Origin of the sequence: Verrucomicrobium sp., assembly GCA_028283855.1 — a bacterium.
In the GTDB taxonomy this organism is placed as follows: Bacteria; Verrucomicrobiota; Verrucomicrobiia; order Methylacidiphilales; family GAS474; genus GAS474.
The window spans coordinates 230,531-252,886 of the sequence record JAPWJX010000005.1 but is presented as its reverse complement, the minus strand read 5'-3'; the positions used below and the strand labels follow the sequence as shown (position 1 = coordinate 252,886).

At 66.6% G+C, this 22,356-nt stretch carries 19 protein-coding genes and 1 pseudogene; 11 read left to right on the top strand and 9 right to left on the bottom strand.

From position 1 onward, the window contains the following. Window positions 1-46: 46 nt before the first annotated feature. Together PW734_10790 and PW734_10785 are read right to left on the bottom strand one after the other, a co-directional pair. A complete protein-coding gene (locus PW734_10790) occupies window positions 47-1,348 on the bottom strand; it encodes a hypothetical protein (protein MDE1171673.1) in 1,302 nt (433 codons plus the stop codon). 36 nt (window positions 1,349-1,384) lie between these two features. Further along, window positions 1,385-3,055, bottom strand: coding sequence for a tetratricopeptide repeat protein (locus PW734_10785; protein MDE1171672.1), 1,671 nt, complete (start codon window positions 3,053-3,055; stop codon window positions 1,385-1,387). 75 nt (window positions 3,056-3,130) lie between these two features. Between PW734_10785 and PW734_10780 the strand changes: the two genes are divergently transcribed. From PW734_10780 to PW734_10765, 4 genes are read left to right on the top strand one after another with little or no spacing between them, the layout of a single operon-like run. After that, a complete protein-coding gene (locus tag PW734_10780) occupies window positions 3,131-5,185 on the top strand; it encodes a sodium-translocating pyrophosphatase (protein ID MDE1171671.1) in 2,055 nt (684 codons plus the stop codon). 22 nt (window positions 5,186-5,207) lie between these two features. Next, window positions 5,208-6,332: a glycoside hydrolase family 3 N-terminal domain-containing protein gene (locus tag PW734_10775; protein MDE1171670.1), complete on the top strand. Its 1,125-nt coding sequence runs from the start codon at window positions 5,208-5,210 to the stop codon at window positions 6,330-6,332. Window positions 6,333-6,347: 15 nt separating this feature from the next. Further along, the gene (locus PW734_10770; GenBank protein MDE1171669.1) at window positions 6,348-6,746 is read left to right on the top strand and encodes a hypothetical protein; all 399 of its coding nucleotides are present in this window, start codon (window positions 6,348-6,350) and stop codon (window positions 6,744-6,746) included. 34 nt (window positions 6,747-6,780) lie between these two features. Next, entirely contained in the window at window positions 6,781-7,203 is a 423-nt protein-coding gene (locus PW734_10765) for a hypothetical protein (protein MDE1171668.1), read from the top strand. On the opposite strand, the gene PW734_10760 is transcribed toward PW734_10765, so the two are convergent. Both PW734_10760 and PW734_10755 read right to left on the bottom strand, forming a co-directional pair. Then, window positions 7,200-8,552: a DUF1501 domain-containing protein gene (locus PW734_10760; GenBank protein MDE1171667.1), complete on the bottom strand. Its 1,353-nt coding sequence runs from the start codon at window positions 8,550-8,552 to the stop codon at window positions 7,200-7,202. The two genes, PW734_10765 and PW734_10760, sit on opposite strands and share 4 nt — an antisense overlap. Before the next feature lie 5 nt (window positions 8,553-8,557). After that, on the bottom strand, window positions 8,558-10,057 hold the full coding sequence (locus PW734_10755; protein MDE1171666.1) for a DUF1800 domain-containing protein: 1,500 nt from the start codon (window positions 10,055-10,057) through the stop codon (window positions 8,558-8,560). Between the two features lie 120 nt (window positions 10,058-10,177). Between PW734_10755 and PW734_10750 the strand changes: the two genes are divergently transcribed. The 4 genes and pseudogenes from PW734_10750 (at window position 10,178) to PW734_10735 (ending at window position 14,057) form a co-directional block, all read left to right on the top strand. After that, complete coding sequence (locus PW734_10750) at window positions 10,178-11,278, top strand: AI-2E family transporter (protein ID MDE1171665.1); 1,101 nt, start codon at window positions 10,178-10,180, stop codon at window positions 11,276-11,278. Between the two features lie 3 nt (window positions 11,279-11,281). Continuing rightward, window positions 11,282-12,454, top strand: coding sequence for a hypothetical protein (locus PW734_10745; protein MDE1171664.1), 1,173 nt, complete (start codon window positions 11,282-11,284; stop codon window positions 12,452-12,454). Further along, on the top strand, window positions 12,451-13,179 hold the full coding sequence (locus tag PW734_10740) for a polysaccharide deacetylase family protein (protein MDE1171663.1): 729 nt from the start codon (window positions 12,451-12,453) through the stop codon (window positions 13,177-13,179). Before PW734_10745 ends, PW734_10740 begins: the two co-directional genes overlap by 4 nt. Continuing rightward, window positions 13,176-14,057: pseudogene (locus tag PW734_10735) on the top strand (RluA family pseudouridine synthase). The gene PW734_10740 and the pseudogene PW734_10735 overlap by 4 nt, the downstream one beginning before the upstream one ends. Before the next feature lie 19 nt (window positions 14,058-14,076). Here PW734_10735 and PW734_10730 read toward each other — a convergent pair. The 5 genes from PW734_10730 to PW734_10710 form a co-directional block, all read right to left on the bottom strand. Then, window positions 14,077-15,117: a tRNA-dihydrouridine synthase family protein gene (locus tag PW734_10730; protein ID MDE1171662.1), complete on the bottom strand. Its 1,041-nt coding sequence runs from the start codon at window positions 15,115-15,117 to the stop codon at window positions 14,077-14,079. A 4-nt stretch (window positions 15,118-15,121) separates the two neighbouring features. After that, a complete protein-coding gene (locus PW734_10725) occupies window positions 15,122-16,294 on the bottom strand; it encodes an NAD(P)/FAD-dependent oxidoreductase (GenBank protein MDE1171661.1) in 1,173 nt (390 codons plus the stop codon). Window positions 16,295-16,362: 68 nt separating this feature from the next. Then, a complete protein-coding gene (locus PW734_10720; protein MDE1171660.1) occupies window positions 16,363-16,752 on the bottom strand; it encodes an RNA-binding protein in 390 nt (129 codons plus the stop codon). Window positions 16,753-16,935: 183 nt separating this feature from the next. After that, the gene (locus PW734_10715) at window positions 16,936-17,823 is read right to left on the bottom strand and encodes an NAD(P)-dependent oxidoreductase (protein MDE1171659.1); all 888 of its coding nucleotides are present in this window, start codon (window positions 17,821-17,823) and stop codon (window positions 16,936-16,938) included. Next, on the bottom strand, window positions 17,820-18,641 hold the full coding sequence (locus PW734_10710; protein ID MDE1171658.1) for an MBL fold metallo-hydrolase: 822 nt from the start codon (window positions 18,639-18,641) through the stop codon (window positions 17,820-17,822). The genes PW734_10715 and PW734_10710 overlap by 4 nt, the downstream gene beginning before the upstream one ends. A gap of 108 nt (window positions 18,642-18,749) precedes the next feature. Here PW734_10710 and lptB point away from each other — a divergent pair, with 108 nt between their 5' ends. Genes lptB through PW734_10695 form a run of 3 tightly spaced genes read left to right on the top strand, consistent with a single transcriptional unit; the run spans window position 18,750 to window position 22,356 of the window. Then, complete coding sequence (gene lptB, locus PW734_10705; GenBank protein MDE1171657.1) at window positions 18,750-19,505, top strand: LPS export ABC transporter ATP-binding protein; 756 nt, start codon at window positions 18,750-18,752, stop codon at window positions 19,503-19,505. Beyond that, the gene (locus PW734_10700) at window positions 19,502-20,368 is read left to right on the top strand and encodes a 50S ribosomal protein L11 methyltransferase (protein MDE1171656.1); all 867 of its coding nucleotides are present in this window, start codon (window positions 19,502-19,504) and stop codon (window positions 20,366-20,368) included. Before lptB ends, PW734_10700 begins: the two co-directional genes overlap by 4 nt. Before the next feature lie 17 nt (window positions 20,369-20,385). Continuing rightward, entirely contained in the window at window positions 20,386-22,356 is a 1,971-nt protein-coding gene (locus PW734_10695) for an ATP-dependent helicase (GenBank protein MDE1171655.1), read from the top strand.

Sequence of the window (22,356 nt, the reverse complement as noted above, 5' to 3'; positions counted from 1 at the left end):
TTAGAGGTTAAGCAATTTGAATGCCGCTTTCCCCCAATTGTCGCAATTACGCCGCCGCCTTCGCCGGGACCAGGATGGCGTCCTTCATCCCGTGGATGAGCTTTTTGTCCGCCGGACAGATGGTGGCCAGGGCGCCGCTGACTGTGGGCCGGGTTTCCGGTTTCGAGGCGAAGTAGTAGGGGCAGAGGCGGACGCGCCCCTTCATGACGTGAACCGCCCCGGCTTCGTCGACGAAGGGGTGGTCGAAGAGGGCCCCTTTTACGAAGCGTTGCAGGACGTAGGGGGTCTTTCCGTAGGAGGCCAGCGCCTGGTCGATCTCCTGCTGCCAGGCTCCGGCGGCCAGGTCGGAGCCCAGGTGGACGCCCCGGGAGCCCCAGGCCAGCGGGGAATAGCCGGAGACTTTCAGGATCAGCTCCCGCTGGGCCTGGCTGAATTGGCCCATTTCTTTCCAGTCGTGGATCTCCAAGCCGGGGATGACGCCGTGGGGCGGCAGGGGCGTGGGATCGACGAGCCAGCTATAGGGGATGGTTTCCTGGAGGAGGGCGACGCCCTTGTCGCTCAATTCCCGGCGCCAGAAGGGCAGGAGCGGGCGGAGCCAGAAAAGGGCCAGCCAAAGCTTTTCCTCCAGGTAGGGCTTGAGCGGCGGGGTGACGGGGCCCATCTGGCTCCAGTTCTGCCGCAGGTTGGAAAGGGCGGTGTTCTCCCAGTCGAAGCATTCGAAGAAACGGTAGATCGGCCTACCGTCCGGCTGGTAGGTTTCCGCCGCCTTCACGCGGTCCCGGCCCAGAAGGTATTCCATTTCCGGGCGGTAGGTGGCGGCTTCCTCGGAGATGACGACGTCGCCCTCCGGCAGGATGGAGGCGAAGCCGGTCCGCATGCCGTCCGGGCCGCCCAGGACATTTTCCCCCAGCTCCGTGTAGGCCTGGGCCATCCAGGCCGTCAGGCCGATGCCGCCGGGGACCGAATCGAGCTCGCACAGGCAGAAGCCTTTTTCGGTCACGATCAGGTCGGGACGGATGACGGCGGGGACCTGCTGGGCCGCGGCGTCGGCCCGGGAGGCTTCGACGAGGTCGGCGGGCTTGCCCCGGTCCAGGAGGTCAGCGATCCAGGCGGGCTGCTTGCCCCGGACGCTTTGCCGGTAAAGGAGGTTGCAGGCTTGGTTGAAGCGGTGCAGGAGAGGGCCTAGTTTCTCCAGCTTTTCCAGGTGCAGGGGGCTTAAAGGAAAAGCCTCCGGGCTAAGACGCCAGCGCTTCTCGGCAAAGAGGCCTTCGGAGGGAATCTTGGCGCGCAGGGCGGCGACGCGGGAGGCCGGATCGGCGGGAACGGGGACGGGCGCGGTACAGCTCACGGGATTACCTTAGGCACGCTCCCGGACGGACACAAGTCAACGGGCGGTATCCAGCCGCTTCATGCCGTCACGGGCGTAGGCGTTGCCGGGGTCGAGCTGGAGGGCCTTTTCATAGGCGTGCCGTGCTTCCGGCTTCTTCCCCGCCGCTTCATAATAGAAGCCCAGGTTGTTCCAGGCCGGGACGAATTCCGGGCGAAACCGCAACGCCGTGAAATATTCCGCCCACGCTCCCTCCCGGTTGCCCATGTCGAAGAGAGCCTTACCCAGATTGGAGTGGGCCGCAGCGCTGTACGGCAGCAAGGCCAGCGCCCGGCGGTAAGCGACGACGGATTCCGGGAAATTCCCTTTGAGATAATAATAGAGGCCGATGTTCAGCCAGGCGTCCCCATCCCTCGGATTCACCTCCAGGGCCTTGCGCCAAAGAGGTAGGGCCTCCTCGAGCCGGCCGTCCTCGTAAACCAGACAGCCCCAGTTGCTCCAGGCCCGGCCGTTGGCAGGGAGCTTCCGCGCGGTGTCCCGCCAGATCGCCTCGCCGCTCCTGTAATCGGCATTGCGCCGCCAGGTGGCGCCGCCCAGACCGACGGCGGCGGCCAGCCCGACGAACAGGATCGTCCGGAAGCCCGTCCCCCGCCGCAAAAGGAGAACCGCTCCCGCGACCAAAGCCGCCAGGGAGAGATAGAGCCGGTGCTCCGCCATGACCTGTGTAGCCACCGGGACGACGCTGGAGGACGGCGCCAGGATGGCGAAGAACCACAGCCCCAGGAAACCCGCGCGCGGATGGCGGAAAAACGCCCAGCCCGTCGCCGCCACGCCCGCCGCGACGAAAAGAAAGCCCGGCCAGGCCCGGCCCCACGGCACCGCCGCCGTGCCGTAATCGAAAATCTGCGGGAACGGCCAGAAAGCCAGCCGCACGTAATGGGCGATGGCGTAGCCCTGCGTGACCAGATAGTTGCCGGCGGTGATGGTCCCCTCCCCGGCGGTGCCGCTGCGCATCTGCTCCCAGGCCACTTCCTTTCCCAGGATCACCCATGTCAGAACCAGGGCAACGTAGTAGCCGAGCCGCAGCTCGATCGCCTTTTGCACGGAACCCAGGACGAACGCCCGATCGTAAAACAAAACCAGCAAAGGGAGCGCCGCCATCGTCTCCTTGCACGCCATGCCGCAGGCGCAGGCCAGGACGGAGAAAACCCGCCAGCCCGGCGCCTCCACCCCCCGTATGAATCCGTAGAGGGTCCAGAACGCGCAGAGTCCGGCCATCGACTCGACCCGCTGGGAAAGATAGGTGACCGATTCCGTTTGCAGGGGATGGAGCGTCCAAAGCAGCGCGATCACGCCCGCCAACAGCGCCGCCTCTTCCCCGAACGGCGTGCGGAGGAGCGTCCGCCGCGCGATACCGTAAAGCGCCAGCCCGGCCAGGAGGTGAACGGCCAGGTTGAAGGCGTGGTAGCCGCGCACGTTCCATCCGCCCAAGGCGTAATTCACCGCCAGGGTGAGATTGGCCAACGGCCGCCCGCTGAACGTCAGCCCCCCGTGCGGCGGCGAGAGCGGACCCCACAACGGCCAGAGATGACGGATCGACTGGTTCTCCCGGATCGAGTGGAGATCGTCGAAAAGAAAGGGAACGGAAAAGGCGTTCGCATAGGCGGCGATTCCCCCCGCAAGGAGGAGCGCGAGCCAGAAAAGCGGATGCTTAAATGCTTTTGCCATAAATGTTGCTTAGGCGTTTTTTAGGTTGCGCTCCCACCGTCATAACTTAATGTTCGCCACTGTAACCAACCTTTTATGGAATACTGGCTCTTACACAACGGGATCCTGATTACTTTAATCCTCGCCGCGCTGTCGGTTTCGGTCGCCGTGGGGCTGGGGCTGCACGTCCGCGGCAGCGACGCGGGGAACGCGCGCATGCGGGAAATCGCCCAGGCGATCCAGGAAGGCGCCAAGGCCTACCTGCGCCGCCAGGTGGAGACGATCAGCGCGATCGCCGCCGTCATCTTCCTCCTCATCGGCTTTTTCAAGGGCTGGTGGACGGCCGGAGGCTTCCTCCTGGGCGCGGCCTTTTCCATGCTGGCAGGCTACGTCGGCATGCGGGTGGCCGTGCTGGCCAACGTCCGCACCACCCAGGGCGCCACGCGCAGCCGCCACGCCGCCCTCTCCATCGCCTTCAACGGCGGCGCGGTCACGGGCCTCTTGGTCGTCGGCCTGGCGCTCCTCTCCGTGGGGGTCTTTTACACGGTGGCCTCCCGCTACCTGCCGCAGGGGGAGGTCATCAGCGCCCTGGTCGGCCTGGCGCTGGGCAGCAGCCTCATCAGCGTCTTCGCCCGCCTCGGCGGCGGCATCTACACGAAGGCCGCCGACGTCGGCGCCGACCTGGTCGGCAAGATCGAGCAGAACCTGGACGAGGACGACCCGCGCAACCCCGCCACCATCGCGGACAATGTGGGCGACAACGTCGGCGACTGCGCGGGCATGGCGGCCGACGTCTTCGAAACCTACGCCGTCAGCCTCATCGGCGCGGTTCTCATCGCCGTCATCACCCTGCCGGGCCACGCGGCGGCGGTCGTCTATCCCTTTCTGGTCGGCGGCATCTCCGTCATCGGCGGCATCCTGGGCATCTTCTCCGTCAGCATGCGGAAGACCTCGCCTACCCGTGCCCTCGTCGGCGGCGTGGTCATTAGCGCGCTGGTCTCCGCCATCCTCTTCGTGCCGGTCTGCCAGGCCCTCTTCCTCACGGAGTGGGCTCCGATCTACGGCGCCTCCCTCATCGGCCTGGTCATGACGGCGCTGGTCGTCCTCATCACCAATTACTACACCGCCACGGACATGCCGCCGGTGCGGCGGATCGCCAAAGCGTCCGAGACCGGACACGCCACGAACATCATCGCCGGCCTGGCCACGGGCATGCGCGCCACCGGCCTGCCGGTGCTCTGCATCGGCCTGGCTATCCTGCTCTCCCACCACTTCGCCGGGCTCTACGGCATTGCCATCGCGGTGGTGAGCATGCTCTCCATGTCGGGCATCGTCATCTCCCTGGACGCCTTCGGCCCCATCACGGACAACGCCGGCGGCATCGCCGTCATGAGCGAGCTGCCGAAGGAAGTCCGCCACATCACCGACGAGCTGGACGCCGTGGGCAACACGATGAAGGCCGTGACGAAGGGCTACGCCATCGCCTCCGCGGGCCTGGCGGCGCTCGTCCTCTTCGGCTCCTACGTCCAGGAGCTAAAGAGCCACAGCTCCCCGGAATTCCTCAGCCAGATCCAGTTCTCCCTGGAGCAGCCGAAGATCATCATCGGCCTCTTCATCGGCGGCCTCCTGCCCTTCCTCTTCACCGCCTACAGCATGGACGCGGTGGGGACGGCGGCGGGCGCCGTCGTGCGCGAGGTGCGCCGCCAGGTGGCGGAGAAGCCCGGCATCCTGCTGGGCACGGAGAAACCCTCCTACGCCACCTGCGTCGACATCGTCACCAAGGCGGCCCTGCGCCAGATGATCCTGCCCGCCCTCCTGCCGCTCATCGTGGTGCTGGGGGTGGCCCTCATCCCGCAGCTGGGCCCCGTCGTCCTGGGCGGCGTCCTGGTCGGCACCATCGTCACCGGCCTCTTCGTGGCCATCTCCATGACCTCCTCCGGCGGCGCGTGGGACAACGCCAAAAAGTTCATCGAGGAAGGCCACCACGGCGGCAAAGGTTCCGAGGCGCACGCCGCCTCCGTCACCGGCGACACCGTGGGCGATCCCTACAAGGACACCTCCGGCCCCGCCATCAACCCGATGATCAAGGTCGTCAACGTCGTCGCCATTCTCATCATCCCCATCTTCATCAAGTGGTGGCATTTGGTCTGATTTAGGATATAGACTCCCATTCATGCGCGCCGGTGGACCGTTCCTCATCATGGGCGTCCCCGGTCCGGAGCTGGACGGGGAGACCCGCCAGGCCGTCCGGGATATCGGCCCGGGCGGTTTCATCCTCTTTGGCCGGAATATCAAAACCCCGGACCAGCTCCGCGCCCTGATCGACGACCTGCAGGGCGAAACCGGCGGCAAGGCCGTCATCTGCATCGACCAGGAAGGGGGCCGCGTCTCCCGCATCAAGGAAATCGGCGCGGAGCCGCCCAGCGCCGTCCAGCTCCGGGACAAGGGGGACCGCGCCCTCATCGCCGAGCACGGGCGGCTCACCGGCCGTCTCCTGCGCCTCTTCGGCTTCAACCTGGACCTCTGCCCCGTCCTGGACGTCTCCCAGAACGGGGACCAGGACAACTCCCTCAAGAACCGCACCTGGGGCCTGACCCCCGCGCAGGTGACCGACTTCGCCGGGACCTTCACCCGCGCCATGCGGAAGGAGGGCATCCTGGCCTGCGGCAAGCACTTCCCCGGCTACTCCGCCGCCGTCATCGACCCCCACCACGGCCTCCCCACCATCGCCCGCACCCGGGCGGAATTGGAAGCCCACGAGTGGATCCCCTACCGCGACCTCCTGCCGGAGATGGACAGCCTCATGATCGGCCACGTCCGCAATCCCCACCTGGACCCCACCGGCACCGCCTCCTCCCTTTCCAAGCCCTTCCTGGACATCATCCGGCGGGACTGGGCCTATGACGGCATCGTCATGACCGACGACCTGGACATGGGCGCGATCATCAACGAGTACGGCTTCGACGAGGCCGTCCGCATGTCGATCCTGGCCGGGAACGACTACATCCTCCTTTGCCACCGCGTCGAGATGGCCCGCCAGGCCGCCGAGGTTCTGGCCAAACTGCCGGAGGCCGCCACCGCCCCGGCGCGCGCCCGCATCGCGAAGTTCCAGGCCGGGCTGGCCCCCGCCCATGAATGGTCCCTCTGCGCCTTCCAGGAACTCGACGAGCAGGTCTACCAGCTCCGGGAAGCCGTTCTGGGCAAGGAAGGCGCCCGCCAGCGTTCCGCCGACGACGGGAAGCGCTCCCCGGTCGAGAACATCGGGGATACGACGCACGGCACCGCCGCCTTAAAATAGCCGAATTAAGGGGGGATGAAGCTCAAGCATCTCGCCCTTCACGGAGCCCTGGGAATCGGCGTCGCCGCCGGGGCCTATCATACAGGCGTTCAAATGGCCCAGCTCCATGAGCAAACCCTGCCGACCGCCCGGGTCGACAAGCACGGGGACGGCGCGTTCACCGTCACCCAGGGCCAGATGCATTCCGGCACGGAAGTCCGCCTCTGCGCCGCCGAGGCCCCGGACCGCTGTTCCAGCGCCTACCTTCCCGCCCATCCGGGTTCCCAGAATTTCGCGGTCAATTTGACGACGCCCTTCGGCAGCGGCCTGGCCGAGTGCAAGGCAGAGCTGGGCAAGGACTTCGCCTGCGTCCTGCGCCCTTTCCGCCCCGCGCCGCCGGAAGCGCGCCCGCTCCCGCCCCAGAAAACGATTTGATCGCCCTCCTCAAAAAATAGCCGAATTACAAACCATGAAGCCCAATCCCGCCGCCACCTCTCTTCTCGCCACCACGCTTGCCCTGGGCATGGCCGCCTGCAAAGCCGGCAATGAGGGCTACAACCTCGTCAACCTGGACGCCCAGGGGCGCGGGACGATCGTGGTCGATGGCGACGCGCTGGGAAAGGCCAACAAGGTCCAGTTCCTCCAGGCCCAGAGCAGCAACGCCCCCTTTTATGAGACCGTTCCCGTGGCCGTCCCGGCCAAGGGCGAAACCCTTTCCCTCACCTTCAAGGGCGGCGCGGGCGATTTCACCCTCCCCTGCAAGCTGACGCGCGACAAGGATCCCGAGGCCGCGACCGAGACGGTCACCGCCCTCTGCGCGGTCGATTTTTCCAAGGCTTCCCGTGCCGGGACGCTCACGGAAACCGTCCCCGCCGCCGTCCACCACCGCTAGACCACCATGCTCAGGGGCTGGAAGCGCCCTTGCAGCACCGGCTGGCTGTCGGTCTTAAGCCAGTTTTCCAAGAGCCCCGCGTAGACGCTGCGGAAATCGACCGTGTGGACCAGGTCCCCGTGGTCGAGCCCCGCCGGATCGAGGGAGGGGTACGCTCCCGCCAAGCCCGCCTTCACCCGCCCGCCGAAGATAAACTGCGGCGAGGCCGTGCCGTGATCGGTTCCCCCGCTGCCGTTCTCATGGACGCGGCGGCCGAATTCGCTGAAGGTCATGACGACGACGCGGTCGAAATTGCGCTGCGCTTTCAAGTCGTTGCAGAAGGCCAGGAGCGCGTCCCCCAGGTCCTTGAGGTTGCGCGGATGGGTTCCCGCCTGGCCGCGGTGGGTGTCATAAGAACCCTGGGAGACGAAGTAGACGCGGCTGGAGAGCCCCCCGTCGATCAGCCGGGCGACGAGCTTCAGGTCGTTGGCCAGGGCCGACTGGGGGTAGACGACGCGGTTCTGCCCCGCCTTGGTGATGGAGAGGATCTTGTCCGAACTGACCTGGGCGTCGAGGGCGGTCCGCTCGATGAACCGCAAGGGGGATTCGGAAGCGCCCGCCGTCATGCTGCCGCTGCTTAATTTGCCGATGGAGGCGCCTTCCATGTCTCCCGGGGAATGATCGCCGTTGCTGCCGTCGGCAAGGTTGAGTTCCTTATAGTAGGCCTCGGTGAGGTCGTCGCTCATGCCCGCGCGGCGGCCGCTGTCAAAGCGGTAGGAACCGGGATTCCGCAGGGCCACGCCCTTCGGCAGCGGGCTCCAGAAAGCCTGCGGCATTTCCGAACTGATGCTGACGCCGACGGTGGGATCGGAACCGGAACAGGCGTTGTCGAAGTAGCGGCCGATCCAGCCGTAATGGACGTTCCGGCCGGAATCGCTGGCCGTTTCCCAGATTTCGGTGGAGCGGAAGTGGGAACGGTTCGGATTCGGATAACCGACGCCCTGGATGACGCCCAGGTTGCCGGAATCGTAGAGGGCCTTGAAGCCGACAAGAGAGGGGTGCAGGCCGACCTGCCCGTCCAATTTCAGGACGTCGCCCGGCTTTACGGCCAGGGTGGGCCGGGCCTGGTAGTAGAAGTCGTTGGCGTAAGGGATCAGGGTGTTGAGGCCGTCGTTGCCGCCCGCCAGCTGGAGGAGGACGAGGATGGGCGCGTCCTTCCCCGTGGCGATCTGGGTGGCGCTGTCGAACGCGGCGGCGTGCAGGGTGGAAAAGGTGTCGGCCAGGAAGGTGGGAACGGTCCAGGTCAGTGCCCCGCCCAGGAGCGTGGTGCGGAGGAAGTCGCGGCGCGTGTGGAGGCAGGGGTGGTGCATAGGCTTTAGGTGAGTTGGTAGTCCGGGGTGCTCATGAGGAGGCGGATCGCTCCGCGCACCGTTTCGGGGTTGGAGGATTTCTGGGCGGACAGGAAGGACTTGAGGGAGGCGAGCCGGTCGTCCGGCAGCTTTGCCTGGATGCAGCGCCGCTCCAGCGCGGCCAGCAGGGCGTCGGGGTTTGCCAGCTCGTCAGGGGAAAAGAGCTTCCGCACGTCGACGCCCTGGAAGGCCACCGGCTGGGGATGGTCGCCGCCTTCCGCCATCCCCATTTTGGCGGCGGCCTTTTCGACGGGGTTCTGCTTGCCGCCCGCGCCCGATCCCAGGGGCCTCCCGTGCACTAGGTAGGCGGCGAAGTTGTAGCGGTCCAGCAGCGTGTTCGTGCTGATCCAGCTGACGCCGCTGTCCCACCCCTTCACGCTGGGCGGGGCGAAGACGACCTGCCCCAGCCGCTTCATCATCTGGTAGGTGGGGCCGGTGGGCGGCAAGGTGCGCTCCAGGCTGCGGCAGGAGCCGACGAGCCACTGGACCGGGCCCTTCACCTGCGCGCGGACGACGCCGGGTGCGTAGAATTCCCGGCTCAGGAAAAGGGTTCGCAGGACAGGCTTGAACTCCAAGCCGCTCTGCTGGAACTGAAGCGCCAGGGCGCTGGAGACGCCGGGATTGGGCTCCTCCGAGCCGAAATAGCGCCAAAGCCGTTCCCAAACGTATTCGGAAGAGCGGGGCTCCCGGGCCAGGATGCCGATGACCTCCTCCCCGCTGAAGTTGCCGGTCTGCCCCAGGTAGGTCTTCCGTCCTTTATCGAATTGGGCGGGGATGGCGTAGAACTTTCCCGTAAAGGCGTCCGTATGCCAGCCGGTGAAGGCGCGGGCCGATTCCTTGATGTCCTGTTCCGTGTAGTGCCCCTCCCCCAGGGTGAAGAGTTCCATGACCTCCCGGGCGAAGTTCTCGTTCGGCGCGCCTTTCTTGCTCTGGTTTCCGTCCAGCCACAGGAGCATGGCCGGGCTCTGCGCCATGGCCAGGAGGAGGTCGTTCCACTGGCCGACGGCGCGCTGGCGGAAGGCTTCGTTCTGCTGCCACATGAGAAGCGGGTTGCGGACCTTCGTGTGGCTGGTGGCGAAGAGGCCATGCCAGAAAAGGGTCATCTTTTCCTGGAGGGGGCGGCCGGTGGTACGCATCCGCTCCAGCCACCACTCGTGGAGCTGGACCATCCGCTGGGAGTAGGTTTTGTAGATCTTCCGCTGCAGGTCGATCCGCTCCTGGCTCCCCTTCCTCATGCCGCGGAGAAGGCGGATCTGCTCCACCTCCGCCGGATCGGGGACGCTCCAAGCCGGGGCGGCATAGTCATCAGGCGTCTTCTGGTAATCGACCAGGAAGTCGACGGCGTCCGGCAAACCCATCCGGCGCAGGGAGTCGACCTCCTCCGGCGTCCCGCCGAATCCGGCCCGGTTCAGAAGATGGGCCGCATGCTCCCAGGTGAAGGCGGAAGGGGGAAAGGGATCGAGCATGTCCAATTGAACCGCCTGAGCCCGGAAAAGTTGCAAATAGGAGGATTGATGCCTTCCGGAAACCTTTCTAATCTGGGCGGGTGACCTGCATTCATTCCGGGAAGACGGCGTAAAAACCCTATGACGTCCCCTTCCGACTCCCGCTCGAAAGTCCAGCGGCAGGCCCTCGACCTTCTTTCCCGCATTTTCATCGCCGCCGCCGCGGTGGGCGCCGCTTGGATATTAGGCCATTTTCTCAACGTCCTGCAGGACGTTCTCATTCCGTTGGCCATCGCGGGCATCCTGGCCTACCTGCTGCATCCGGTGGTCAACCTGGTCCAGCGGGTGATTCGCCCCCGTTTTTGGGCGGTGGCGGCTCTCTTCGTCCTCATCGCGGGCCTTCTCACGGCGGCGGGGTTTTTCCTGGGCCCCCTGCTCTATAACGAGACGCAGCACCTCGTCACCGTCGCGCCCCAGCTCCTGTCCCGCCTCTGGGACCAGCTCTACCACTTCCTGACGCAGAACAGCGGCCCCCTGGGCAACATGGGGGAGGCGCTCAAGAGCCATCTGGACGCCGCCGCCAGCAAGCTGGCCGGAGGCATGGGAACCATTTTCCATACCGTAGGCCTGGCGCTGGGGCTCGTGTTCATCCCTTTCTTCCTGTTCTATTTCCTGGTCTGCCAGCCGCGGATCGAGAAGGGCTGGCGCAATTACCTTCCGATCAAGGATCCCCGCCTCAAGCAGGAGGCCGTCGTCATCATCGAGCAGACGAACAAATACCTGGTCAGCTTCTTCCGCGGCCAGATCGTCGTGGCGGTGACCGACGGGCTCCTCCTCGCCATCGGCCTCACCATCGTGCGGCTCGACTACGGGCTGGCTTTGGGCGCGGCGGCTATGGTGCTGACCGTCATTCCCTACTTCGGCATCATCACGGTGGGCCTGGCGGCGGGGCTGGTCAGCTTCTACCAGCAGGGCGGCGGGGCGCAGCAGGTCCTCTTAACCCTGGCGGTCTTCGCCATCGTACAGACGCTGGAAAACACCGTCATTTCCCCCCAGGTGATGAAGCAACGGATCGGCCTTCATCCGATGACGATCATCGTCTCCATCCTGGTGTGGTCGAACCTGCTGGGCGGCTTCCTGGGCGCCCTGCTGGCCATCCCCCTCACCGCCACGCTCAAGGTGCTCCTCACCCGCTACGGACTGATCCACCCGGGCGACGCGACTACCGTCGACCGCGCCTGATCCATGTCCGCGCGCGTTCATATCCTGGCCCAAACGATGGGCTACCTGGAAGGCGGCGGCCATTTCTGGGTCTACCTCAACTGGGCCATGGGCCTGCGCAAGAGCGGCCACGCGGTCACCTGGGTCGAGTCGATCGACCCGAAGGCCGACCACGACAAAGTGGCCGCCCAGTTCATCCAGCTGCAAAAGGCCCTCCAGCCTTACGGTTTCGACCAGGACCTGGCCCTTCTCTCCCTGCGGCCGGGGGATATCCCCCCTTCCCTTTCCGTCCTGGCCCTGACGCCCGCCCGAATGCGGGAGACCGACCTCCTGGTCAACTTCCGCTACGGCCTGCCGCAGGAGATCCTGGACCAGTATCCGCGTACGGCCCTCATCGACATCGACCCCGGGCTGCTCCAGCACTGGGTCCACCACAAGCAGATGGACTTCGCCCGGCACGACGCCTACTTCACCACCGGCGAGCGGATCGGCGGCCCCGGCTCCAAGGTGCCCGACCTGGGCCTGGCCTGGCATCCCATTCGCCCCTGCGTCGCCGTCGACCTTTGGCCCGCCACCCCCTCCCGGCCTGACGCGCCCTTCACCACCGTCTCCCACTGGGACGCGCCGGAATACGTCCTGAGCGAGGGCGGCTCCTACTACTCCAACAGCAAGCGCAGCGGCTTCCTCCCTTTCCTGGACTTGCCGCAGCGCGTGCGGCATCCGATGGAATTGGCCCTCTGCATCTCCGGCGAAGGCCAGGACGCCGAGGACCGCCGCCTCATGGAGGCCAAAGGCTGGCGCATCCAGCACTCCCACGAAGTCGCCGGTTCCCCGGAGGCCTACCAACGCTACATCCAGCGGTCCTACGGGGAGTTCAGCGCGGCCAAGCCCTCCTGCCTCCATTTCAACGCCGCCTGGATGAGCGACCGCACCCTCTGCTACCTGGCCAGCGGAAAACCCGCCGTGGTCCAATACACCGGCCCCAGCTCCTACCTTCCCTCCAGGACGGGGGACGGCCTCTGGCGCTACGAGACGCTGGAAGAAGCAGCCGCCGCCGTGGAGGCGATCTCCGCCGACTACGCCGCGCAGTCCCGCAAGGCGCGGGAATTGGCGGAGGCCTACTTCGACTCCCGCACGGTGGCCGGGAAAGTCGTCGAAACCGCCCTTTCCGTCCCCGCCCGCGCCGCCACCTCATGAAAAAGCCGGAAGTCCTCATCCTGGGCTACCACAAGATCGGCCCCCAGCCTCCCGACACCTGGACGAGCTGGTATTACACGCCCACCGCCCTCTTCGTCCGCCACCTGGAATGGCTGCGGGAGGAAGGCTACGCCTACCTGAGCCTGGAGTCTTTCCTGCGCGGCGCGGAGGACCCGGCCTCCCTGCCGGAAAAATCGGCCCTCGTCACCTTCGACGACGGCTACCGCTCCATCCTGCGCCACGGCCTGCCGGAGATGGAGGCCGCCGGATGCCCGGGCGTCATCTTCGTCCCCACCCAATACGTCGGCGGGCGCAACGACTTCGACCTCCACGAGGAGCCTTCGGAAGAAATCCTCTCCTGGGCCGAGATGCGCGAGCTGGAAAAGCGGGGCATCGCCCTGCAATCCCATGGCGTCACCCACCGGGGCCTGAGCGGCCTTTCCCTCAAGGAGTGCAAGGAGGAGATCGTCACCTCCAAGGCCGTGCTGGAGGAGCATCTCCACCGTCCCGTCCTTACCTACTCCTTCCCCTATGGGGACGGCGGCACGCCGGACACCGCCGATGTCGTCCAGGAACTCCTGCAGGAGGCCGGCTACCGCGCCGCCTTCCGCTACGGGCCGGAGCCGAAGCCCTTTTCCCCGGAGAACCTCTTCCAGCTGGGCCGCATCGGCCTGGGAATGGACACCGACCTGGCGGAAGCCGTCGCCGAATTTAAACACGCATGACCTACCTTTACCAAGCCCGCGCCGAGGCGGGCGCCCCGGAACGCCCCATCGAATTCCTCCTGGCCCGCTGGCCGGAGATCAAGCGCAAGCAGGCCAAGCTCTGGCTGCACCACCGCGCCATCCTGGTGGACGGCGCGCCCGCCCGCCACGACACGCCGGTCCGCCCCGGCAGCGAGGTGGCCGTGCGCGCCGGAAAATTCGCCGGGCCGGAGACGAAGCTCCCCTCCGGCCTCCGCATCCTGCATGAGGACGGACAGATCCTCGTCGTCGAAAAGCCCCCCGGCCTCCTCTCCATCGCCACCGACCGGGGCGAGCGGCAGACCGCCTATTTCCAGCTGACCGCCTACCTGCGCGGGCGCGGCCTGCGGGAGCGGGTCTTCATCGTCCACCGGCTCGACCGGGAGACCTCCGGCCTCCTCGTCTTCGCCAAGACGCCGCAGGCCCAGCGCCGTCTCCAGGAAAACTGGGAGAAGGCGGAGAAGACCTACGCCGCCGTGGTGCAGGGGACCTTCCAGCCCCCTTCCGGCACGATTCGCAGCCACCTGAACGAGACGACCGGACCGGACCGGAGCGGCTACCGGGTCTTCAGCGAGAAGGCCCCGTCCGAGCACACGCGCGAAGCCGTGACCCATTACAAGACCGTGAAAACCGGCCCCGCCTACAGCCTGGTGGAGGTGAAGCTGGAAACGGGCCGCCGCAACCAGATCCGCGTCCACTTTTCCGAGGCGGGCCACCCCATTGCCGGGGACGAAAAATACGGCGTCAGCCACGATCCCCTGCGGCGCCTGGCGCTGCACGCCTCCGCCCTGCGTTTCCCCCATCCGGAAGGCGGCGCGGCCATGCGCTTTCAAAGCCCCGCTCCCGCCACCTTCACTACCCTGGTGGAAAAGGCCGCCTCTATCCCAGTTGCGCCAGCTGCTCGCTCCGAGCGCAGCGCAAAGAGCGGCCCGGAGGCTCGTCCGGCAGCGGCGCGTCGTCCGAAAGGTGGCGATCGCACGCCGCAAAGAAAGCCCGCCCCGAGCCGGCGGCGCGGGCGTCCTTAAGAAAGGCTTCCCCCTCCCCGATTCCCTGGCCGATGAAGTTGAGATACTTCTTCATCTTGGAAACGTGGTCGGCCTCGCGGAATCCGGGCTGTGCCGTCGCCTCGTAGAGGTGCTCCACGTAGCCGCGCACGTCGCGCAGCGTGGGCCGGAAGACCGGCCTTCCCTCCCATTGCGCCCGGATCTGCTCGAAGAGCCAGGGATTGCGGATCGCCCCCCGGCCGATCATGAGGCCCGCCGCGCCCGTCTCCGCCGCGATCTCCCGCGCCAGGCGGACGGAAAGGACGTTGCCGTTGGCCAGGACGGGGCACGGCATCCGGCGGACGATCTGGGCGATCCGGTCGTAATGGACCTCCGTCCGGTACATCTCCCGCACGGTGCGGCCGTGGACGGTCAAGAGGTCGATGGGGTGGCGGGCGAAGAGGTCGAGGAGCGCGTCACACTCCTCCGGCCGGTCGAAGCCGATGCGCGTCTTCACCGTGAAGGGGATCTCGATCGCCTCCCGCAGGGCGCGGAGGATGGCGTCGATCTTCGGCAGGTTCCGCAGGAGGCCGCCGCCCGCCTCCTTCCGGCAGACGATCGGGGCGGGGCAGCCCAGGTTCAGGTCGATGGCGCAGACGGGCAGGCGCTGGAGCTGCCGGGCCACGCGGACCAGGGAGGGAATGTCCTGCCCGATCATCTGGACGATGGCGGGGCGGCCCGTCGGGTTCTCCGTCACGGCGCGGACGACGTCCCGGTCCGGACGGGAGTTTTCATGGACCCGGATGTATTCGGTGTAATAGACGTCCGGCCCGCCGTAGCGGTGCATCGCCTTCCAGAACGTCAGGTCGGTGACGTCCTGCATCGGCGCCAGGGCCAGCCAGGGGCGGTCGGGCGGCAAGAGCGGGCGCAAGGACATGAAGTTAGGCTGCCAGACCGGCGGCCCGGCCGGAAGCCCAGGCCCACTGGAAGTTGTAACCGCCCAGCCAGCCGGTGACGTCGACGGCTTCCCCGACGAAGAAGAGGCCCGGCACGGCGCGCGATTCCATCGTCTTGGAGGAGAGCCCTTCCGTGGCGACGCCGCCCAGGGTGACCTCCGCCTTGGCGTAGCCTTCCGTCCCTTCCGGGCGGACCGGCCAGGCGTTGAGCCGCCCGGCGATTTCCCGGACGACGGCGGCGGGCTCCTGCGCCCAGCGGGGCTTGGCCCCCGGATGCTGGGCGGCGGCCCACTGCTGGGCCAGGCGGCGGGGCAGCTTTTCCGCCAGGATGCCGGAAAGGGGCGCGCCCCCTCGGTTTTCCCGCAACCAGGCGACAGCGTCCAGGCCGGGCAGGAGGTCGAAGGAGACGGTCTCTCCCTGCTTCCAATAAGAGGAGATTTGGAGCACGGCAGGCCCGCTTAGGCCGAAGTGGGTGAAGAGGAGGCTTTCCTCGAACGCCGTCCCGCCGCAGCGGGCGACTACCGGCAGAGAGAGGCCGCTTAAAGAGGCGGCGAAGCCTCCTTCCTTCCACGTGAAGGGAACCAGGCCGGGCCGGGGATCGACGACTTTGAGGCCGAGCCGCCGGGAGAGGACATAGGCAAAGTCGGTGGCGCCCAGCTTCGGAAAGGAAAGGCCGCCGGTGGCGATGACGACGCTCTCCGCGCGCCACGCCTCTCCGCCCGCCTCCACCTGGAAGCCGCCGCCGGGCTGCGGCTCGACGGCGGAGACGCGCCGGTTAAGAAAGATGGAGACACCGGCCTCCGCGCACTCCGCCTCCAGCAGGGCGACGATCTCCTTCGAGCTGCCGTCGCAGAACTGCTGGCCCAGCTTCTTCTCGTGGTAGGGGATGCCGTGCCGCTCCACCATCTCGACGAAATGGTAGGGGGTGAAGCGGGCCAGGGCCGACTTGCAGAAGTCGGGCTGGGCGGAGAGGTAGTTTTCCGCCCGCGCGCCCAGGTTGGTGAAGTTGCAGCGGCCGCCGCCGGAGATGAGGATCTTCTTCCCCAGACGCTCCTGGCCTTCCAGGACGGCCACGCGGCGGGCGCGCCCCCCGGCGGTCAGCGCCGTCATAAGGCCGGCGGCTCCGCCGCCGATCACGGCCACGTCGACTTGGTGCATGGAAAAACAAACAAAAAGCCCCCCGTTTCCGGGGGGCTTTCGCTTTCTAAAACCTGTTAGGGCTAGGCTTAGTGGCGATCGCCACGGGGGCCGCCGCGGTATCCGCCGCCGCCGCCACCGCCGCCGCCGCGGTATCCACCGCCGCCGCCACCGCCACGGTAGCCGCCGCCACCGCCACCGCCGCCACCACCACCGCTATAAGGACGGTCTTCCTTCGGGCGGGCGATGTTCACGGTCAGCTTGCGGCCGTCGATGTCCTGGCCGTCGAGATTTTGGATGGCGCGCTGGGCGGCGTCTTCGCTGTCATAGGAGACGAAGGCGAAGCCACGGGAACGACCGGTCATGCGGTCAATGATGAGCGTCGCTTCGGTGACGTTCCCATGCTGGGAGAAGAGCTCCCGGACGTCTTGTTCAGTGCTGCTAAACGGGAGGTTTCCCACGTACAATTTCGTGTTCATGATCTACGGACTGCTATTCGATTTGCGGTTTGGCCGGTTTTCCGTTCAATGGCTTTGCCCGAACCCTCGGACCATCAGAAACATCCCTTTCGGACAATCTGAAGCCTTTGAACTGCAAACAACCGGCTTAATCGGTTACGTTAGAGATTTCCCTGAAATTGCAAGGGAAAATATTTAGGCGACTTATTTCGCCCTTCCTTTGAACGTCAGTTCGGCCACGCCGGATTTGTCCAATTCCCCCAGCCCTTTTTCCACCATGAGGCGGTATTGCGCCAGGGTGGCCTCTCCCAGCGGGAGCTTGAGCCCGGCCTTTTTTCCCAGTTCCAGGGCGATGCCGGAGTCCTTGGCCGCATGGGCGGCGGAGAAGTAACAATCGTGCTCCCGGGCCTGCATGTCGGCCCCGTCGGTCTCCAGGACGCGGGAATTGGCCCCCGTCTGGGCAAAGACCTCCCGCAGCATAGCCAGGTCGAGACCCAGCGCGTCGCCGACGGCCAGTCCCTCCGCCAAGGCGGCGGTGTTCATGTTCATGACCATGTTGACCAGGGCCTTCACCTGTGCGGCGCGGCCGGTCTCCCCCACGTAGCGGCGGGCGGAGCTGAGGGCGGCCAGGACGGGTTCCACCCGGTCGACGGCTTTCTTTTCCCCGGCCAGGATGAGGTAGAGGGTCCCCTGCCGCGCCTGGGTGATGCTGGAGGCCATGCAGGCTTCCACGGCGGAGGCGCCCGCCTTTTCCGCCGCCTGGGAAACGCGGGCGTGGACTTCCGGGGAGACGGTGGCGCAGTTGAGGAAGACTTTCCCCTGGGCGTTGAGCAGGAGGTGGTCCCCTTCCCCGGCCAGGAAGATTTGCTCCATCGCCTTGTCGTCGGTGACGACGGTGAGGATCACGTCGGCCTCGGCGGTCACCTCGGCCAGCTCCAGGGCGGCGTGGCTGCCCAGCTCCTCGGCCAGGGCCAGGGCGGCCTCCCGGCGCGCGTCGTAGACGGCGGTGACGTGGAATCCTTTTTCAGCCAGGCGGCGGGCCATGTTGGCCCCCATCCGCCCGACGCCGACAATGCCGATGTTTAAGCTCATGAGTGATGAAATTCGGGAAAAAAGGGGTTGTGCCGCTTTTCCAGTCCCACGGTGGTCAGGGGGCCGTGGCCGGGGCAAAGGACGGTCTGGTCCGGCAGGGAGAAGATGCTTTGGCGGTTGGTCTCCAGCGCGTCCTCATGGGAGATGTTTCCCCGGCCCATGGAGCCGGCGAAGATGGCGTCGCCCACGACGGCGATCGACACGTCCAGGCCGGGACCGCTGACGACGAAGGTGGTCCCCCCCTCCGCGTGGCCGGTGGTGCGGCGGGTTTCCACCTTCAGCTTGCCCAGGGGGAAGGTTTGCCCCCATTTGAAGAGGCGGACGCCGCCGATGTCCTGGCTCTCGTGGACCAGCGGCGTCAGGCCGGTGGCGCGGGCCAGGTTGGGCAATTCGGCAATGTGGTCGGAATGGGTGTGGGTGACGAAGATGTATTTGGGCGTCAGGCCCCGGTCCCGCACGGCCTGGAGAAGCGGCCCCGCGTCCATGCCGGTGTCGAAAAGGGCGGCTTCCTTCGTCTCCTCGTCCCAGATGAGGTAGGCATTGACCGTGCCTCCGTCGAAGGGGGTGGTGACCCGGGCCAGATTGGAAGGATGGGCGATGTTCGGATGCCAGGAGCCCAGGGCGACCAGCCGGTCCGGCGCCAGGCGGAGGGGCTCCGCCAGCTTGCGGACGATCTCCTCGTTAAAATCGCCTCCTTTGACGCGCTGGAAATCCTCCCCGGAGACTCCCGCTTCCCGGCAGAGCACCTCGTCCGAAAGCTTTAAGCCCCGCTGGGCTTTGCCGATGATGTCCGCGAATCCGTCTTCCAGAGGCAACATGCCCCTTACCATCATCCAAAACAGGCGGCTAACAAGCGCAAAAATTCGGGCTTTCTCATTTGGCGTCCGCCTTCAAACTGCTAAAACGCTTTCTTGAACATGCCCGAAATGCCCCCCATCCCCACTCTCCCCACCCAGGCGGAGGACCTGATCCGCGGCGAAGGCCTGGCGAAGGCTTACGATGGCCGCAGGGTGGTCAACGGCGTCGACATCGTCGTCCGCCAAGGAGAGGTCGTCGGCCTGCTCGGGCCAAACGGCGCCGGAAAGACCACGACCTTCTACATGATCGTCGGCATCGTACCCCCCACGGAAGGCCGGGTCTATCTGGCCGGCGAGGACGTGACCCACATGCCCATGTACCGCCGCGCCCGCCGCGGCCTGGGTTATCTGCCGCAGGAAGAGTCGATTTTCCGCAAGCTGACCGTGGAGGAAAACCTCATGGCGATCCTCGACTTCCTCCCCATCACGGAGGAGGAACGCGAGCAGCGGTGCCAGGAGCTGCTGCTCGACTTCGGCCTGGAAGGGCTGCGCCGGAACGTGGCGCTGACCCTCTCCGGCGGTGAAAAGCGCCGCCTGGCCATCGCCCGCGCGCTGGTCACGGAGCCCTCCCTGCTCCTGCTCGACGAGCCGTTCAGCGGCGTCGATCCCCTGGCCGTCTTCGACCTGCAGCAGATCATCCTCAGCCTGCGGGAGCGCGGCATCGGCGTCCTCATCACCGACCACAACGTGCGGGAGACGCTCAGCGTCGTCGACCGCGCCTACCTCATCTGCGAGGGGAAGGTGGAGAGCCACGGCACCAGCCAGTTCCTCATCGACGATCCCGTCACCCGGGACCTCTACCTGGGCCCCCGCTTCAGCATGTGAAGGCGGCCGCCCCCTGGGTCTGGACCCGGCCCATCTCCCTCCGCTGGGCGGACGCCTGGCTGGAACGGATCGCCTTCGTCGGCTTCGACCGGGTGGTCCTCGTCGAAAAGCCCGGCGCCAAACTGGGCCGCCTGGAGGCCTACCCCGCCGACAAAAAGACGGCCGATCTCCTCACCCGCAGCTTCGGCGGCCGCCTGCGCCGCACCTCCGCGACGAACTGGCTGAAGAAGTCGGCCCCCGGCGCGCCGCTGCGCATCGGAAAGAAGCTCATCATCCATCCGGAAAAGCCGAAGGCCGCAAAAAAAGAAGCCGTTCCCTCCCTCGTCATCCCGGCGGGCATCGCCTTCGGCACCGGGCAGCACGCCACCACCGGGATGCTCCTGCGTTCCCTGGCCTCCCTGTCCGGCGCGTGGCCGGAGCGGCGCGTCCTGGACGCGGGCACCGGCAGCGGCATCCTGGCCCTGGCCATGCGCCGCCTGGGCGCGGGAAAGGTGGAGGCCTTCGATTACGACCCGACCGCCGTGCGCGTGGCCAGGGAGAACGAGCACGCCAATTTCCCCCACCCCGCCGTGGCCTGGGCGGAGCGGGACGTCCTGCGCTGGAAGGCGCCTCAAAACGGCTACGACGTGATCTGCGCCAATCTCTACAGCGAGCTGCTGGTGGCCGCCGCCCTCCGGCTGGCCGGCGCGCTCAAGCCGGGCGGCTCCCTTTTCTTGAGCGGCGTCCTGCGGGACCAGATCCCGGACGTCGACCGCGCCTTCGCCAAAGCGGGCCTGCCGCCCCTTTCGTGGAAGAAGCGCGGGAAATGGGCCATGGCCTCCGCACGGAAGGCGGGCTTGCCCCGCCGGGGCGGGCGGCGATAGTGGAAGGAACCGCGGCCATGGAATACCGCCTGCACTCCGTCCCCTCCGCCAATTCTCCGCGGATCGACTACGCCCGGGAGCTGAATCCGGAGCAATACGCCGCCGTCACCGCGCCGCCCGGCCCGCTCCTTATCATTGCCGGGGCGGGCAGCGGCAAGACGCGCACCCTCACCTACCGCGTCGCCTACCTGATCGAGAACGGCGTGGAGCCGGAAAACATCCTCCTGGCCACCTTCACGAACAAGGCCGCCCGGGAGATGCTCCAGCGCGTCGGCGACCTGCTGCCGCACGACATCTCCCGCATGTGGGGCGGCACCTTCCACCACGTGGCCAACCGCCTCCTGCGCCGCCACGCGGGCGCCCTGGGCTACGGGCAGGACTTCACCATCCTGGACCGGGACGACGCCAAGGACCTCCTGGGCGGCTGCTACGCGGACGCCGGGATCAATCCCAAGGACAAGCAGTTTCCCAAGGGGGACGTGGCACTGGAAATCTTCGGCCTGGCGGCCAACATGCGCCAGACCGTCGGCTCCATCCTGGAAAGCCACCACCCCTACCTGCTGGAAAACCAGGACGGCCTCCTGCGGCTGCACCGGGTCTTCACGGAGCGCAAGCGCAGCGCCAACGTCATGGACTATGACGACCTGTTGACCAACGCCCTGGGACTCCTCCAGCAGGAGGAGGGATTGCGCGCCCGCTACCAGCAGCACTTCCAGCACCTCCTGGTGGACGAATACCAGGACACCAACAAGCTTCAGGCGGACTTCATCGACCTCCTGGCCGAGGGGCACAAGCAGGTCATGGCCGTGGGCGACGACGCGCAGAGCATCTACTCCTGGCGCGGGGCCAACTTCCTGAACATCCTCTCCTTCCCGGACCGCTACCCGGGGACGACGACGATCTACATCCAGACCAATTACCGCAGCACGCCGGAGATCCTCAACCTGGCCAACGCGGCCATCGCCCCCAACACGCAGCAGTTCAAGAAAGACCTGCACGCCGTCCGCACGCCGGGAGTGAAGCCCGCCCTCATCTGCCTGGGGGACGCCAACCAGCAGGCGCAGTTCATCGCCCAGCGCATCGGGGAACTGCACGAGGAAGGGGTGGAGCTGAAGGAAATCGCCATCCTCTACCGCGCCCACTTTCACGCCATGGAGCTGCAGATGGAGCTGACGCGGCGGCAGATCCCCTTCCAGATCACCAGCGGCATCCGCTTTTTCGAGCAGGCCCACGTGAAAGACGTCTGCAGCTACCTGAAGCTGGCCTCCAATCCCCGGGACGAGATTGCCTTCAAGCGCGTCGCCGGGATGCTGCCGGGCATCGGGGAAAAGACCGCCGACAAGCTCTGGAAAAAATTCGCCGCCGGCACGCCGCTGGACCGCATCGAGCCCCCCGCCAAGGCCGCCGACGCGTGGAAACAGTGGGCGGAGACCCACCGCCAGCTCGTGACCCCGGAGATGGAAAACCGCACTTCCGACCAGATCAAGCTGGTCATCGAAGCGGTCTACGAGGACTACATGAAGGTGAAGTTCCCGAACTACCCCGCCCGCCTGGAAGACCTCAGCCAGCTGCGCGCCTTCTCCGAGGAAATGGAGACAACCTCCGAGTTCCTGGCCCAGCTCACCCTTCTCACCAACGTCGATGACGACCGCCGCGGCCGCCGCCGCAACGACGACAACGCGGAGGCCATCCGCCTCAGCACCGTCCACCAGGCCAAGGGGCTGGAGTGGAAGGCCGTCTTCGTCATGATGCTCTGCGACGGCCTCTTCCCCTCCTCCCGCGCGGCGGAGACCCCCTCCGGGGAGGAGGAGGAGCGGCGGCTCTTCTACGTCGCCGTCACCCGCGCCCGGGACGAGCTCTACCTCACCTACCCCGTCATCCGCGCCAGCGCGGGCTACCGCGATTCCTGGCAGAGCCCCTCCCGCTTTCTCCTGGAGCTGAACCGCGACCTGGTCAACGAGTGGAAGATCGTCCGCCCCCAATTCTGA